Origin of the sequence: Streptomyces sp. SLBN-31, assembly GCF_006715395.1 — a bacterium.
In the GTDB taxonomy this organism is placed as follows: domain Bacteria; phylum Actinomycetota; class Actinomycetes; order Streptomycetales; family Streptomycetaceae; genus Streptomyces.
Map to the genome: position 1 here is coordinate 4,213,041 of NZ_VFNC01000001.1, position 15,403 is coordinate 4,228,443.

Genomic DNA, 15,403 nt, shown 5'->3' on the forward strand with positions numbered 1-15,403 from the left:
ACTTGGTCCGAGGGTGCTGTCAATCTGGATCTCATCACCGATGACACCCAGCGAGCCAGCACTGCCTTGGCCGTGTCCGGCGTGTGACGCGGCTATGACGCTGGTGTCGTGAACACCGAGTCCCGCGGCGGCCGTCGAGAGTTCAGGCCGCCGCGGAGCCTCTTCCCTCACCCGTCGGCCGGCGCGTCCCGTCGGCCCGTCCTAAGGATCAGAGCCGTCGTAACGCATGCCACGACGGTAAGCGCGCTCGCAGTGAGGAACGCCGCGCGGACGCCCGGTACGAACGCGCCGGGCACAGCTCCGGCGGCAGACACCGACACGATCGCGGCAAGTCCGATCGCTCCGCCGAGTTGATGGGTGGTTTGCAGCAGTCCGGAAGCCGATCCCGCGTGCTCGGGCACGACGTCACCCACGACAAGTGAGGCGGTGGGCATGAACGTCAGCCCCGCAAAGACTCCGTTGACGAGCATTGGGCCGAGTACGGCGGCGGTGTAGGAGTCGCCAGCACCGATCCGTTGGCGTGGGCCGGTCGGCGGGAGTGCAGGATGAGGGCTGCCAGGGTGGAGGCCAGGAGCGTGAATGCGGCGGTGGTCAGGAAGGCGGCGCGGGCGCCGGGGACGAACTGGCCGGGGACGGCCCCGGCGGCGTAGACCGAGACGACGACGGCGAGGCCGATGGTTCCGCCCAGCTGCTGGACTGTCTGGAGCAGGCCGGAGGCCGATCCGGCGTGCTGCGGCTCGACCCCGCCCATCACCAGGGAGGCGGTCGGCATGAAGGTCAGTCCGGCCGAGACGCCGTTGATCAGCAGGGGGCCGAGGACTGCGGTGGCGTAGCTGCTGGTCGTGTCGATGTTGCTGAGCCAGACGTAGCTGGCGGTCAGGCCGAGGGTGCCGGTGATCAGCAGCGGCCTCTGTCCGAAGCGGGCCACCAGCTTTGGAGCGGTGCGTGCCATGGCGAAGATGCCCAGCGTCATCGGCAGGAACGCGGCTCCGGCAGCGATGGGGCCGAAGTGCAGCACCCGCTGGACGTACTGCACGACCAGGAAGAACGTTGCGATCTGGGAGCCGAAGACCAGGGTCGTCACGGCGAGAGCGCCCAGGCGGCGTCGGTCGCGCAGCAGGGCGGGCACCAGCATCGGGTGGGCGACCCGGCGTTCGGTCATGGCCAGGGCGGCCAGGAGCACGACGCCGACTGTGAGAGAGCCGATGGTCTGCGGAGAGGACCAGCCGTGCTCGGGTGCGCCGATCAGTGCCCAGACGATTGCCACGGCCGCGCCGGTGGCGCTAAGTGCGCCGATGAGGTCGAAGCGGCCGGGGTTGCGCGGGGTTTCGGCAACGAACCGCGGGGCGAGGGCGAGCACGGCGATGCCGATGGGAACATTGATGAACAAGGTCCAGCGCCAGGAGCCGACTTCGGTGACCACACCGCCCAGGAGGAGGCCGAGGGTGCTGCCGCCGATACCGACGGCGGCGAACAGGGCCAGGGCCCGGTTGCGTGCCGCGTCGTCGCGGGCGCTGGTGGTGAGCAGGGTGAGGACGCTGGGTGCGGCCAGTGCCGCGCCGATGCCCTGCGCCGCGCGGGCGGCGATCAGCAGGCCGGCGCTCTGGGCGAAGCCGCCCAGCAGTGAGGACGCGGTAAAGACAGCCAGGCCGATGAGGAAGACACGCAGCTGGCCGTAGGTGTCTCCGAGCCGGCCGCCCATCAGCATCAGGCCGCCGAAGGCGAGAGTGTAGGCGTTGACCACCCAGGACAACGAGGATGGGCCGAGGTCGAGGCCGGTGCCGATGCTGGGCAGGGCCACGTTGACGATGGTGCCGTCGAGGGTGAGCATCAGCTGCCCGACAAGCACGATCATGATGCCGAACGCCGCGCGGTGGCTGTTGGACTGTGGCGTCGCAGGAGATTCGGCGGACGAAGTCAACGGGGTGGCGCCAGGGATGCGAGGAGTTGTGGACATGACGGGGATCCTGTTCTGGCCTTCAGGGGCCGACAGAGTGTGAGCGGTGTGCGGGGCGGCGGTCGGGCCTGGCCCCCGAAGGGAGGGCGGTGCTCGCGGGTGTTTGCGTGCTGACGGGAACGGCCCGGTCGAAGCCGGGCCCGGGAAAGGGATGTCGGCGGGGATGATGCGCGCCCAGCGGGCCTGGTCGCCGGGCGCGCGCGTCACGGCCTGGCTGCTCAGACCTGCGCCATGCCACCGTCGGCGAAGAGCTCGACACCGGTGATGAAGCTGGAGGCGTCGCTGGAGAGGAACGCCGCGGCCTTGCCCATCTCGCGGGGGTCGGCGATCCGCCCGGTCGGGTTACCCTCGCCCATCTTCTGGACCATGGCGGCAACGGCGTCGGCGCCCTGCGCCATGGCGGCGGCCCGCCGCAGGGACTCCGTGTCCACGGCGCCGGGGCTGAGGACGTTCATGCGGATGCCGGAGCCCTTGATGTCCTGGATCCAGGACCGGATGAAGGCGCGCACCGCGGCCTTGGAACCGCCGTACAGGCCCATGGCGGCCGGGGGCTGGATGGAGGCGGTCGAGCCGATGATGACGACCGTGCCGCCGGGCGGCAGCAGCGGGATCGCCGGCTGGACGGTGAACAGGACGCCCTTGGCGTTGACGTTGAAGGTCCGCTCGAACTGCTCCTCGGTGATCGCGCCGAGCGGGGCGTGGGCGCCGATGCCGGCGTTGGCCACGACCGCGTCGAGGCGTCCGTGGCGCGCGATGACCTCCTGGTACATCGCCTCCATGTCGGCGAGCTTGGTGACGTCGGCGACGATGCCCGAACAGTTCGGCCCGATTACGGCGACCGTCTCGTCCAGCTGCTTCTGCTGCAGGTCGGTGATGACCACGCGGGCGCCCTGGTCCAAGAATTCCTGGGCGATCCCCAGGCCGACGCCGGACGCGCCGCCGGTGACCACGCCGACCTTGCCTTCGAGCGGGAGGCTCATTGTTTTCTCCTCTGAGTGATTCGCCCGCACCCTGCGGACGACGGCGGTACGTGCTCTACACTCGTAAGTGGAGGCGCCGCCGGTTCTTCGACCATAAGCGGGGGTGTCTCCACTTAGCAAGAGTGGAGGCGTCTCCACTTACTTCTGATGAGGAGGGGCCCCGTGACTACAGACACCGGGCGACCGCTTCGGGCCGACGCGCGGCGCAACCGGGAGAAGATCCTCTCCGCGGCCGTGCGCGTCTTTGCCGAAGAAGGGCTGGAGGCGCACCTTGAGCGCATCGCCAAGGAAGCGGGCGTGGGCTCGGGCACTCTCTACCGGAACTTCCCGACCCGGGAGGCGCTGATCGAGGCCGCCTACCGCAATGAACTGAGCCGACTGTGCGACGCCGCCCCCGAACTCCTGGCGGCCATGCCTCCACGCGAGGCGCTTCGCGCCTGGATGGGGCGCTTCATCGACTACGCCACCGCGAAACTGGGGATGGCCGAGGCCCTCCGCGCCGTCGTCGACTCCGGCGTCAACCCCTACGTCCACAGCCGCGAGCTGATCATGACCGCCCTCACCTCGCTCATGGACGCCGCGAGGGCCGCTGGGGCCATCCGGTCGGACGTCAGCGCAGCCGTCATGTTTGCCGCTCTGACCGGCGTCGCCCTCGCCTCGGGAAAGCCCGAGGAGCGCGAGCAGGCCGAACGCCTCCTCGACCTCACCCTCGACGGACTCACGTACGGCACGGCGGACTGATGCCACCCCGGAAGTGCCGACGGGCTCGCCTCCGTGCGAGCCCGCGGCCGGGCCGGTGCGCGCTGGCCGAAGCTCACCGAGGACGAGGCCGCGCTCGCCCAACGGCCTCGGCGGCGGCGTGTTCGGGGTGCCCCCGGTCGACGGTCTACGACACCTCGACAAGACCAAGATCGTGCTCAGCCGGCTGAAGAAGACGGCGGTCACGAACCCTGACCGCCGGTCGTTTGCGGCTGGCGGTCAGAGTTCTCACCGGCAGCAGCCCGATCTGGGGCAGCGACCGGTGGAAACACCCTCAAGATCACGGGAGTTCATGGCAGAGCGGGCTTCCCGGCGGGAGTCCGGACCGGTCCGGGTGGGGTTGCCGACCGTGAACTTGAGAACGATCAGTCCCGGGTGGCCTCGCGGGAGGCGGGCTGTCGGCTCCTGCGGGAGGACCGACGGGTGATGTGCCTGGTCATCAGCGTGATCGCGGCCCAGGTGATCAGCGATTCCGAATCCACGTCCAAGAGGACGGGAAAGACGACCATCTCCCCGACCACCATGAACCCGGACTTGGCGGCGAAGAAGACGACCGTGCCACCGCGCCCCACGATGGCCCGGCAACAGCATCATCGGGCCGCGCTCCCGGCCCCACGGCTGCCGACCACAGCGGGGCCGGATCACCCAGGAGGGGAAGGCGCCCGCCGGGATGCGGGCGCTGATCTCGGCAAGGAGACACATGGCCACGGAGCGACGGGCTGCGCAGCCCGCTCGTTCGTGTTCGCCTCGATGAAGGCGCCTGTGGTCAGCGAATCTGCAGCCGCGGCAGGAAGTATCCGACGAGGGGTCCGATGGCGGTAGCGAAGGCCACCGTCGCTGCTCCCACACTTCCGCCGAGCAGCCAGCCGGCGACCAGTACCGACAGTTCGATGCCGGCCCGCGCGACGCCCACGGGTGCCCCGAGTGCGGCAAGCCCGGTCATCACGCCGTCCCTCGGCCCGGCTCCGAGGCCGGCGCCCATGTACAGGCCCGTGGCGACAGCAACACCCGGTATCGCGATCAGGAGGAGGGCGATACGGATGGTCATCCGGTGGGGATCAGGGATCCACGCGATTCCCAGGTCGAGGAATGGCCCCACGAGCAGCGCGTTGGCGATGGTCCCCGGGCCCGGCCGCTGACGCAGTGGCAACCACAGGACCAGCAGCACGAGTGAGATCCCGATGACGACCTGTCCGAGCGAGAGTCCGGTGACGCGCGCGACCCCTTGGGTCAGCACCGTCCAGGGGTCGGCTCCGAGATCGGCCTTCACCAGCATCGCCAGACAGATTCCGAACATGGCGAGACCGAGCAGCATCCGGGCCACGCGCTCGACAGGCTTGTCGTGGAGGCTACGCATGACGGTTGGCCGCCGCGGCCACAAGGGTTTGCGCCGCCCGTGCCGCGTCGGCGACGGCAGCGGACGCGACCTGGTGTCCGTGGACGATCACGCGCGCAGCCACGCCGTCGATAAGCAGGAGCAGCTGAGAGGCCACCTGTTCCGCGGCAACAATGCCCGCCTGATCGCACATTTCGCGCAGCACCTCGGCCAGCCACACCTTCTCCTCCTGGACGGCGCGGGTGATCAGAGCGTCGGCCGGTGTGGTCTCGGCTGCAGCGTTGACGAACGCGCACCCCCTGAATCCCGCCTGCTCGTACCAGGCGGCGAGCCATGCGAACACGCCCAACAGGCGCTGTTCGCCGGGCTCGTACGCGGACAGCCATGTGCCGAGTTCCGCTTTGCGGCGCTCGTGCCGACTCCGGAGCGCTTCGGCAGCCAGGGCCGACTTGGAGGGGAAGTGGGCGTAGAGGGTCGGTTTCGTCACCCCGGCGCGAAGCACGACGGCATCGACGCTCGTGGTCGCGATGCCGCATTCGTAGAAGACCTCCTCCGCCGCTGTGAGGAGACGGGCGCGGGACGTCGTGTTGCGAAGCATTATTTAAACTTACCAGTTAGTTTAATTAAGCGCTGCGTCGGGCCCCGCATATCCGCGGTTACGCCTCATCGTCGGGGTGGTGGTGACGCGGCACCTGGCCCGGTTCACTGAACCGCTTTCCGAGTCGCTGGGCGTCGACGCCGTAGGGCCGGCCCTACACGATGCGGACGCGGAGAGCGTTCTGATCGGTTCGTGCGCGCACGCCTGCGGTGCGAGCGAGGACCGCGGGGTTCGCGGGATTCTCGGCGTCGGGCACCCGGCTGGTCCATCGTCGTCATCTGGGCCGGAGGGTGTCTTCCCGTTGACGACTGCTCTTGCCCGACCGGCTCGGGCCGCGCTTCGGCCGGCGCAGCCCAAGCCGGTCAGCAGATTCGTTCACTCATCGGCCCGAACCAGCAGTCCGCCTCCGTCTGGGGTCTCGGTGACCGTGTGGCCCAGCTGCAGCAGCAAGCCGGCAACGGCGGCCTGGACGATGGCCTGCATGCTGTCGCCTGTGGCGCGGGGATGGCCCTGCGCCAGGGCGGTGAAGGTGTCCGAGGCCGTCCATTTCACCAGCACTGCGTTCGGCGCTTCCCGCACGGCCAGCCCCGGGTCCGCAGCACCGACCAGGGGGAAACCCGCCTGGGCCAGGGCATGCCGCACTTGCGTGAGCAGGTCGCACGGCGCAGGACACACAGGCCTCGTCTGCCCCAATCCATCGTGATCAAGCCATCAGACTGACAAGCAGCAGCGTAAGGGCACGCGCGTGGCGGTGAGCGCCGGGGTGAGAGCGATGCTGGACGGAAGGCGTCTCAAGCGCCTCTTCGTCGGGGTGAGCGCGCTTGGTTACAGGCTGGGCGTCTCCTCCTGCGCGGTGTTCGCGTCTTCGGCGGCATCGGGGGCGTCCTCGGCGCTCTCCGCGGTGCGGCGGTAGTAGGGGTGGGTGGAGTCCATCCTGCGGGCGAGGTGGAGGGGGGTGGGGGTGCTTTGGCGGACGTCGGAGGTGACGCCCTGGTTGGTCAGGACGGCGGCGACGGCTCCGATGAGGTCGCAGTCGGCGTCGGGGCTTTGGGCGATGACGGTGAACCGGATGGCGGTGTGGGCGTAGCCGTTCTTGCTCTGGCTGCCGCTGTCGAAGCGTGTTTCGTCCTTGCCGAAGCGGCCGGCGGGGCCGACGGCCCAGGTGCGGGGGACGTTGACGAGCAGGAGGTCGGGGTAGGTGACGGCGCCGTCGTCGGTGGCGAGTTGGAAGAGGCTGTTGGTGGTGTCGGACAGGGCGTCGTCGGCGAGGTGCTCGGGGAAGGGTGGCACGTTCGCGCTCAGGCGGGGCAGGGCGGCCAGGTGGCGGCTGGCGGCGACCGCAGGGACGTTCAGGCGGCGTTTCCATGGCGGGCCGTCGGTGGCTGCGGCGACGACGAGCGGCTGGTCGGGGTTGGCCAGCAGGACGGTGGCGACACCCTTCCAGGAGGTGGCGAGGAGGGTGGTGGTGGCGTTCACGGTCAGCGCGTGACGCCGGGAGTGCCCGCTGGCAGCGCTGCCGATGGTGATACGGGTCAGCAGGTGGCGCACGATGCCCTTGCGGTCGGGTTCGGCGGGCAGTTCGTGGCCGATCGCGGCCAGGCGGCCGTCGGTGCACAAGGCGAAACGGACGGGGACGCCGTTGTTGCGGGGCCACTCGAGGGCGGCAAGTTCCTCGGCCAGGCGCCAGCGGGCCAGTTCGCCCGGCCACCAGCCGCGCGAGCGCTTGCCGGCGCTCGGCGGCGGGGGCAGGACGGCGGAGCGGGGCTCGGCCCGGGCGAGGAGGTCGGCCAGCTGTTCGCCGATGCGCCAGCCGTCGGGGCCGGGGACCACGGCTTCGGCCCAGTAGCGGAACACGTCGCGCCGGTCCTCGGCGCTGATCGGCGCCGCGCACAGGAGTTCGTAGCAGCCGTCGTTCCACTGCCAGCGCGCCCAGGTGCCCGCCGCCGCGCGCAGGACACACTCCAGCGCCCGGTAGGGCGGCTGCACGTCCAGACCGGTGCTGACGTTGCGCTTGTACTCGCGAGAGAGCTCCATGGCCAGGTCCATGGCGGGGGCGTCGGGCCGGTAGGCGATTACCTCGCCTAGGTCGGCGGGAGCGGTGCGGAACTGCAGCAGGCGGGCCTGCTTACGGGCGACGCTGTCGAGCGGGCGACTCATGCGTACTCTCCCAGGTAGGCGTCAAAGCCCGCGCGCAGCGCGGGGAGCAGGCCCAGCACCTGCTCCCCGCGCAGCGCGGGGAGCAGGTGCTGGGCGTGGGCGTACTCGGCGATTTCCTCGATGGTGTGGCCGTAAGAAGCGCCGAGCTGGGCGAGGTCGTCCTGCGGAGACTGATCGAGCAGCCCGCGGATCAGGGTGGGCAGGTCGGATCCCCAGGTGGGGTCGTGGAAGGCGCCGTCGATGAAGTGGAGCTCGACGTGGGTCTGCCCGCGGCGTCCGCGGCCTGCCAACTGGACGCTCTGCCCGAGGAGGGTGGCGACGAGTTCGTACTTCAGCTTGTGGGGCAGGGCGGAGAAGCGCTTGGGCGCGTTGAGGTTCAGGCGCAGGTGCGCGTCGGCCGCCGCGCGGGCCAGGGCCAGGACGGCGGCGGGGTCGTCGCCGGGCATGGTGTCGCGCCAAGCCCGGGCGGCGACGCTGGCCGCCAGCACTGCCGGGTCGTCGGCCGGCATGACCGGCCGCACACCCATGGCGATCAGGGTGATGGCCGACACGGCGACGCCCTCGAGCACGGTCAGCACGTTCAAGCCCCGCTCGGTGCGCGGCAGCGGCGAGATGAGCAACCTCGCCGTCGAGGTCCGCCAGCTGTGCGAAACGGTCGCGGGTGAGCTGGCCGATCGCGTCGCAGACCGGCGGCAGAGAGGGATCGGGGGTGTCCGCGACGGCGACGTAGATCCGTAGCCGCCGCCCGAGGGCGAGCGCGGTGTCGTACAGGGTCTGGGCGAACAGGCGGGCCTGCCGGTAGGAGTTGACGGTGATCAGGGCCCGCGCACGATGCCGGGTGCGCGCCTCTGCGGCAAGCCGGTCCAGGTCGCGCACCAGGCCCGGTGCGTAACCGGCGGCCAGTGAGATGACCCGCTGGTCGCGTTCGCGGTTAGGGGGGTGCTGCCGACGGCCAAGAGCTTTCCGTCGGCGGCGGGGCTGCTGTTGAAGATGGTCAGGCCGCCCGGGAGGGTGTCGGGCATGGCCCAGTCGGGGCGGGCAAGCAGGTGGGTGCGCGCCGCGCCCGGCATGAAGCCGGTGGTGGACATGCCCAGGACGGTGCGCTGGCGGCGCACGCCTGGATGACCAGGCGGCTGGGGCTATGGGCTTGACCACCATCCAGCTGCGGACCGACCGGATCCTCCACGAGGCCGTCGCCACCGCCGGGGACCCCTTGCGCCTGGCCACCGTCTTCGGCATGAGCACCCCCGCGGCCGTTCGATACGCCGACGCGGTCCGAGAGAGATCAACAACCTGATCCAAGGAAGGCACCGGTCCCGAGGGCCCAATGGCCACCGGGAAGATGTCGATCCACCCATACTCGGCGCAGAGCCGGAAATGCTTTCACCATGCCCACCTCGCCCGTGGTGACCGTCCACCCCCCCCGACCGTGAGGGCGGCCGACTGGTCTGCATCAGGGGAACGGAGGTTGGCCGCGCCTACGGCCTTTGGGACATGACCGTGTTTCTCCAGCGGGCCGGCCTGGAGGAGGGGCTCGCAGACGAAGACGAAATCGCAGCCTCCGACCAGATCAAGTGGATCGGCGGAGGCCCGAATATCTGGGAGCCCTGAACATCCGGACCAGGTCAGTCCTGAGGGCCAGCCTCGTCCCCCACCGCATCCTCGGCCAACAGCACGGCTGCCATGATCCGGGCCACAGTTGCAGACCGCGCCGCTCGGTCCGACGCTGGGACAGAGGTCTTCTCACACCCGCTCAGAGGCACGGCGAGGGGCCGCCGGTTGCAACTGCGTGCAGCTTCTCATCGGTGCCGTCTAGAGCCCCGGATCTACTCTCCTGTGTCACAGCATCACAGACTGACCCAGCGGGACGGCCCCGAGCCGGTCGGCGCCGAAACAGCCGCTGGCCAGGCCCCGAACACGTAGCTCTGAGTTCAGCCGCTACTGGTGGCCACCCCGGCCCAGGGTGTCGATCGCTCGTACACCACACGCTTCAGCATCGCCGCTGGAACTACAGTCACCGGGGCGTCTCCTGACGGATGGATATGGAGGAAGGATCCGTCAAAGGCGACCTTGGCCCCGGTGACTTCGTTGACGAGGTCCGTAGGTCGAGCCTCGACAGTCATAGAGATCAGGTCTCCACTCAGGCGCACTGACCGGGCATCCTGCCACTTGAGATCGCTCATGCAATCAGCATTGCCCCAACCAACTCATGCCGCGCGGTCTGCGCCGGACAGATCACGCTCACCGCCGCGCAGCACGCAGATGCTTCAGCGCCGCTTCGGTGATACTGGTCTTGGCATCCGTGGCCAAGTCACCTCGCTGAACCGCAGCACCCCCAAGGCCCGCTCCGACACCGGCACTTGGACCTCACCCTCGTCGTCCCGGCCCTCCTCCTCGCCGGCCTCCAGGGCGTCAGCGTCGTCGATGTCGGCGCCGGGGCGGCTGTTGCGCAGACGAGGGTCCGCGAGGGCCTCGACGACCTCTGAATCATGAGATCGCAGAGCAGACAAGATCTTCGTGAGAATGGAGTACGCGTCCGAGGTGAGCATTTCGTTCGGATCCTCGTCCGGCCCGAGAAACACGGGAACGATCAACGTCGCGAGTTTCCCACGCTCCGGATGCAACCGCAGCGCCCGCCCGACCATCTGCACAATATCGACCATCGATCCGCGCGCATCGGAGAAAAGGACGGCATCGCATTCGGCGGTATCGACGCCCTCTCCGAGAACTCGAACGGAACTCAATACGCGCAATTCCGCGCGCACATCCCGGCCAACGTATTCCGGTCCGCCGAGGAAATCGGAGGCGAATTCATCGAGCACCATCCGGCGGTGTCCGGGGGCGTGCTCGCCGTACAGCCACTCCGCCCACACCTGCTCCACCGGCGGGTACCGGTCCGGCTCCGCCTCAGCCAGCCGACGGGCCGTCAACGGCACCGAGGCCGCCATGGCTTCGGCCTCCTGGACCCGACTATGGAAGGACAGCACCCGCCTAAAACGCTCCCTCACCGCGGCGTGCATCAGACCCGTCTGCACCGCCGCCAACCGAGCACCACGCACCGCGTCAGAGCCGGGCTGTTCGCTGGTCAACGCGGCGTACAGGTCGGGGTCGCGGATGTCGAGGCACGCGATAGTGCATGTCTGCCTGCCGCTCAGAGCGCGGCCTTGCCGTTCGCACGGGGAAAGAAGGCGAGCGCCCCGCTTGGCGGCAGATGCGTGGCGGCAGCCCCCGAGGTGAAATAGAGGCCATCCCACTGTCGTGGATGGTTGGCCAAGAAGGCGCAGGCTCGGTGCACACGAAGCCGGGTCCGGCAGTCACTGCATGTGGCAGAGGCGCAGCAGTCACCGCGACCAGGAAATAGCTCATAAGGGGAAATCATTACCTGTGTTGTGTGCTGCGAAACATGCTCACGAGCAGGACGCAGAGAACGGTGTTTTCCGGCCATGCGGGGCGTCGGTCCGAGTCGGGCAGGAAGGGCAGTGCCGAGGTGGAACGCGAGGCATGTGCGGGTTTACAGCGAAGAGTTTCAAAACTCTTCGGCGGAGTCAACGAGTGCTGAATTGCCCCGTAAGGAGGTGAAATGTGAACGGCAAGTTCGGCTCCAAATATCCAGGTTGCGGCCCGCTAGCGATGCTTTCGGTTCAGCGGAGGTGTTGCCGGGGTTGAGTGGTATCACCTGAAGTGCGGGCTTTGAGTGAATATGAAGGTTGGTTGGTTCAAGCCATGATCTGTTCGTGTGAAGTTTGGTGATTCGAAAGTGTTGACTGGTTATTAGGTGGCGACTTAGATCTTGAGCTTGTAAAGATCTTTTAAAGGCGGGGTGGGGGATATGGGGTGGGGTGTGTCGCGTCGTCATGACGCCGCACAGTGGGGGCACGACGGACGAGCAAGACACGGCAGGCGTGGCGCGAGAAGGCTTCTCTCGGGTGCGGTGGTGACCGGATTGCTGGCAGGTCTGCCGGTGTTGGGCACGCCAGCTCCTGCGGCTCACGCGGACACGCTGTCGGAGGCACAAGCGGCTTCGGCGCAGGCGGCCTCGTCCGGCGAGCGCGTTGAAGTGGTGGGGCAGCGCACCGCGTACTCAACCACCTATGCGAACCCTGACGGCCTGACGTTCAAGCTGGTGCAGTCTGCGGTCCCCGTGCGGGCGAAGCTCGCGGACGGCTCGTGGGTAGCACCGGATGCGACGCTGGAGCGGCGCTCGGACGGCTCGATCAGGCCCAAGGCGGCGGTGCTGGGCATCTCGCTTTCCGGCGGTGGTGATGGCGCGGATCTGGTCACGCTGACCGAGCCCGGGAAATCACTCTCTCTGGGCTGGCCGGGGAAACTCCCCGCACCCACGCTGGACGGTGCGTCAGCACTGTATGCGAACGTGCTGCCAGGTGTGGACTTGCGGATGACGGCCACGGTCGAGGGCGTCCGGCAGGTGCTCGTGGTCAAGAGTGCAGAGGCGGCCGCCAACCCGGAACTGAAAAAGCTCGACTTCGCGATGCGGGCCGACGGCCTCACCGTGCGGGACGGGGGAGGGGGCCTGTCGGCGGTGGATGCCGACGGCAACACGGTCTTCCGCGCCCCGCCCGCACAAATGTGGGACTCCGCAGGTGACGCGTCGCCTGCGACGACGGCCTCGTCGACGACCGCCTCCAAGGCTTCGTTCAGCCTGGCCTCAGCAGCCACCACGTCCCCGTCCGCTCAGGGCGCGCCGACCGAGAAAGGCTCCGGCGAGGCAGAAGCGGATCCCGCCGCGGGTCCGAGTGACGGTGACGCCTCCGTGATGCTGCCGGTGTCGACGGACACCGATTCGGTGACGGTGGAACCGGACGTGAAGCTGCTGACCGGCCCGGACACGGTGTACCCCCTGTACATCGATCCCGATGTGTCGCTCGGCGAGTCGGAGCGCACCCTGCTGTCGTCAGACGGGGACGCGTTCTACAACTTCTCTGGGGGTGATGACGGCAAGGGCGTCGGCTATTGCGGCACCTACGTGACTGGCGGCTACGGCTACTACTGCGGCTCGGGCTACAGGAACCGGATGTACTTCGAGTTCTCGCCGAGCAAGCTGGCGGGCAAGCACGTCCTGGATGCCACCTTCCGGATCACCGAGCGATTCTCGATGTCCTGCGAGCCGTCCTGGGTCGACCTGGTACGGACGGGAAATATTTCGTCGTCCACCACCTGGCCAGGGCCGACAAAAGACTGGGACCTGATGGTCGACCGGAACGTCTCGGCCGGCCGTGGCTCGGCTTGTGACCCGAGTCAGCCGGACGCGGCAATCGAGTTCAACGACAGTCCCACCGAGACCAACGAAAATCTCACCTCAACCGTCAAAAAGTTTGCGGCCGGTGACATTTCCCGTCTCACCCTCATGCTGAAGGCACACGACGAGTCCGACCCGAATGGCTGGAAGCGGTTCGATGATGACGCGACCCTGGACGTGGACTTCGTCGGCATCCCAGCCAAGCCGACCGGGATCGGCTTGGTCACCGGCGATGGCACGCAATGCGAGACCAACCAGAGTGACCCCCTGATCGTCTCGGACCCCACCCCGCAGCTCACCGCGACCGTGCAAACCGCCAAAGGCGGTGAGGCGGACGCCCTGCTGCGTGCGGCCTTCGACATCGACAAGTACACCACTAGCAGCGACTCTTGGGCGCAAGCCGTCAATGAGATGGAACGACCCACCAGCGGCCACGCCGCCGACAACACCAAGCTGTACGCGACCACACCGACGTTGACCGACGGGACGCTGTACCGCTACCGCTCCTGGACCCGTTCCTACTACAACAGTTACGCCAGCCATCTCTCCTCGGCGTCCAACGCCTCCACCACCGGCTGGTGCTACTTCAAGGTCGACTCGAGCCGCCCGAAGGCCCCTGGCATCGTGGTGGCCAGCCCGTACTCGCGGTGCACCGCCAACGCCTGCGAACCGGGCGGCGGCCCTGGCGTCAAAGCGTCCTTCACCTTCACCCCGCACACAGGCGACACCAACACCGCCTACCAGTACAAGCTGTCCACGGACACCTCATGGTCTTCCGCGATTTCTGGCCCCACGGTCAGCAAGGACATCATCCCGACCGCACCAGGCACCTACACCATCTATGTGCGAGCCAAGGACACCATCGGCTGGGGCGCCCAGAACGCGATCGACTTCGTGGTCGCCGAAGGCCCGGGACCAGTCGGACAATGGCACTTCGACGAGACCAGCGGTGCCGCTATCGACACCTCCACGACAGTCAGTGCCAACCAGGACAACGCCAGCCTCTCCTCAACCGGTGCCTCCCGTGACGGGCGAGGCCGGCGCGGCGTCCTCACCAAAGACGCCGACGGCAACGAACTCAACACCCCGCTCACCGACACCGGGCTGACCCTCGACGGCTCCAGCGGCTATGCAGCAACCACCGGCGCAGTGCTGGAAACCCGGGCCTCCTACACGGTATCGGCCTGGGCCCGCATCGCCTCGACCCCGGCCAAAAACTACGCCGTAATCTCACAGGTGAGCACCGACGCCTCCGCCTCGGGTTTCTCGCTCTACTACTCCACCTCTTACAAGGGATGGATCTTCAACTGGCACTGGCGCGACTCCGCCGGCACCTCGCACATCATCCGCTCCTACGCCAACCAGTCCTCCCCGCCGTTCGGGGTGTGGACCCACCTGGCCGGCGTCTATGACTCGGACGCCAAAACCATCCAGCTCTACGTCAACGGCAAGCCCCAGGGTTCACCCGTCGCCCTGGACAGCGGACAGCCCGCATCGGCCAACGGCAGTCTCCTGATCGGCCGGTCCCTCTACACAGCCGGATCTCCCACCGACTACTTCGCAGGCCAGATCGACGAGGTCCGAGCCTGGCAAACCAAGCTCACCGACGATCTGATCTCCGAAGACGCACAGCTGAAGAACTCCAACGGCTATGCAGGAGCCGAGCTGGTGGCCTCGTGGAATCCGGCCAATGCCAGCGGCACCACCCTCGCAGACACTGACTCCGGCTACGGCCGCGAACTCACCCTCTCCAGTGGCGCCTCACTCGACGGCGCAGGAATCGTCTTCGACGGAACCGACGACAACGCCACGGCCTCCGGTCCACTGGTAGACGAGTCCGGCTCGTTCACCGCAACCACCGCCGTACAACTGGACAGCAAAGCACTGGCAGCCAAGAGCGTGGGCTACACCGCCCAGGTGATCGGCCAGCGCAGCGCCGACGGCTCTGCCTGGGGACTCTGGTACGAACTGAAGAGCGTCGAAGACGATCCCGAGACAGAAACGACCGTCCCCGTCGGCGTGTGGCACTTCGGACGCCTCAACGCCAACGGCACCTTCACCGGTGTCACCTCTGACGATGCGGCCACCCTGGGCAGCCCTGTCCGCCTGACCGGCGTGTATGACGCCCAGTCAGGGACGATCCGCCTATACCTCGGACTCAACCAGAACGGCGACGACACTGCCTACACGGCCGTCATCGGATCCGGCGACTTCGCCGCCGGCACGGGCTTCGTGAACTCCGCATGGGGGCACTACCTGCCCGGATCCATCACCGACATCCGGGTCTGGGCTGGCGCCATGGCCAGCCAGGACCAGATCGCCAACACCGTCGGGGACTGATCCCGTCACGACACCGAAC

14 protein-coding genes are annotated in these 15,403 nt (G+C 68.1%); 3 read left to right on the forward strand and 11 right to left on the reverse strand.

Features of this window, described 5'->3' with window-relative positions; all coding sequences use genetic code 11:
• Positions 1 to 439 precede the first annotated feature (439 nt).
• Both FBY22_RS19615 and FBY22_RS19620 read right to left on the reverse strand, forming a co-directional pair.
• A complete protein-coding gene (locus FBY22_RS19615; RefSeq protein WP_142147203.1) occupies positions 440 to 1,957 on the reverse strand; it encodes an MFS transporter in 1,518 nt (505 codons plus the stop codon).
• A 218-nt stretch (positions 1,958 to 2,175) separates the two neighbouring features.
• Entirely contained in the window at positions 2,176 to 2,937 is a 762-nt protein-coding gene (locus tag FBY22_RS19620) for an SDR family NAD(P)-dependent oxidoreductase (protein ID WP_142147205.1), read from the reverse strand.
• Positions 2,938 to 3,084: 147 nt separating this feature from the next.
• Between FBY22_RS19620 and FBY22_RS19625 the strand changes: the two genes are divergently transcribed.
• A complete protein-coding gene (locus tag FBY22_RS19625; RefSeq protein ID WP_399211406.1) occupies positions 3,085 to 3,678 on the forward strand; it encodes a TetR/AcrR family transcriptional regulator in 594 nt (197 codons plus the stop codon).
• Positions 3,679 to 4,061: 383 nt separating this feature from the next.
• On the opposite strand, the gene FBY22_RS19630 is transcribed toward FBY22_RS19625, so the two are convergent.
• From FBY22_RS19630 to FBY22_RS19660, 7 genes are all read right to left on the reverse strand, one after another.
• Positions 4,062 to 4,268, reverse strand: a complete 207-nt coding sequence (locus FBY22_RS19630) for a hypothetical protein (protein WP_142147209.1) — start codon at positions 4,266 to 4,268, stop codon at positions 4,062 to 4,064.
• A 194-nt stretch (positions 4,269 to 4,462) separates the two neighbouring features.
• Entirely contained in the window at positions 4,463 to 5,011 is a 549-nt protein-coding gene (locus tag FBY22_RS19635; protein ID WP_174267177.1) for a YitT family protein, read from the reverse strand.
• Between the two features lie 34 nt (positions 5,012 to 5,045).
• Positions 5,046 to 5,630 (reverse strand): TetR/AcrR family transcriptional regulator, encoded by a 585-nt coding sequence (locus FBY22_RS19640; protein WP_142147213.1) that lies wholly within the window; start codon positions 5,628 to 5,630, stop codon positions 5,046 to 5,048.
• Positions 5,631 to 6,005: 375 nt separating this feature from the next.
• Positions 6,006 to 6,272 (reverse strand): hypothetical protein, encoded by a 267-nt coding sequence (locus FBY22_RS19645; protein WP_142147215.1) that lies wholly within the window; start codon positions 6,270 to 6,272, stop codon positions 6,006 to 6,008.
• A 183-nt stretch (positions 6,273 to 6,455) separates the two neighbouring features.
• Positions 6,456 to 7,787 (reverse strand): RNaseH domain-containing protein, encoded by a 1,332-nt coding sequence (locus FBY22_RS19650; protein ID WP_142147217.1) that lies wholly within the window; start codon positions 7,785 to 7,787, stop codon positions 6,456 to 6,458.
• Positions 7,784 to 8,371: a hypothetical protein gene (locus FBY22_RS19655; protein WP_142147219.1), complete on the reverse strand. Its 588-nt coding sequence runs from the start codon at positions 8,369 to 8,371 to the stop codon at positions 7,784 to 7,786. The genes FBY22_RS19650 and FBY22_RS19655 overlap by 4 nt, the downstream gene beginning before the upstream one ends.
• A 231-nt stretch (positions 8,372 to 8,602) precedes the next feature.
• A complete protein-coding gene (locus tag FBY22_RS19660) occupies positions 8,603 to 8,875 on the reverse strand; it encodes a hypothetical protein (protein ID WP_142147221.1) in 273 nt (90 codons plus the stop codon).
• A gap of 59 nt (positions 8,876 to 8,934) precedes the next feature.
• Here FBY22_RS19660 and FBY22_RS43940 point away from each other — a divergent pair, with 59 nt between their 5' ends.
• The gene (locus FBY22_RS43940) at positions 8,935 to 9,084 is read left to right on the forward strand and encodes a hypothetical protein (RefSeq protein ID WP_160159913.1); all 150 of its coding nucleotides are present in this window, start codon (positions 8,935 to 8,937) and stop codon (positions 9,082 to 9,084) included.
• A 634-nt stretch (positions 9,085 to 9,718) separates the two neighbouring features.
• Here FBY22_RS43940 and FBY22_RS19665 read toward each other — a convergent pair.
• A complete protein-coding gene (locus FBY22_RS19665) occupies positions 9,719 to 9,970 on the reverse strand; it encodes a hypothetical protein (protein ID WP_142147222.1) in 252 nt (83 codons plus the stop codon).
• 84 nt (positions 9,971 to 10,054) lie between these two features.
• Positions 10,055 to 10,876, reverse strand: a complete 822-nt coding sequence (locus FBY22_RS19670; RefSeq protein WP_260844946.1) for a helicase-related protein — start codon at positions 10,874 to 10,876, stop codon at positions 10,055 to 10,057.
• A gap of 845 nt (positions 10,877 to 11,721) precedes the next feature.
• Here FBY22_RS19670 and FBY22_RS19675 point away from each other — a divergent pair.
• Positions 11,722 to 15,384, forward strand: a complete 3,663-nt coding sequence (locus tag FBY22_RS19675; RefSeq protein ID WP_260844947.1) for a LamG-like jellyroll fold domain-containing protein — start codon at positions 11,722 to 11,724, stop codon at positions 15,382 to 15,384.
• The last annotated feature ends 19 nt before the right edge of the window (positions 15,385 to 15,403 follow it).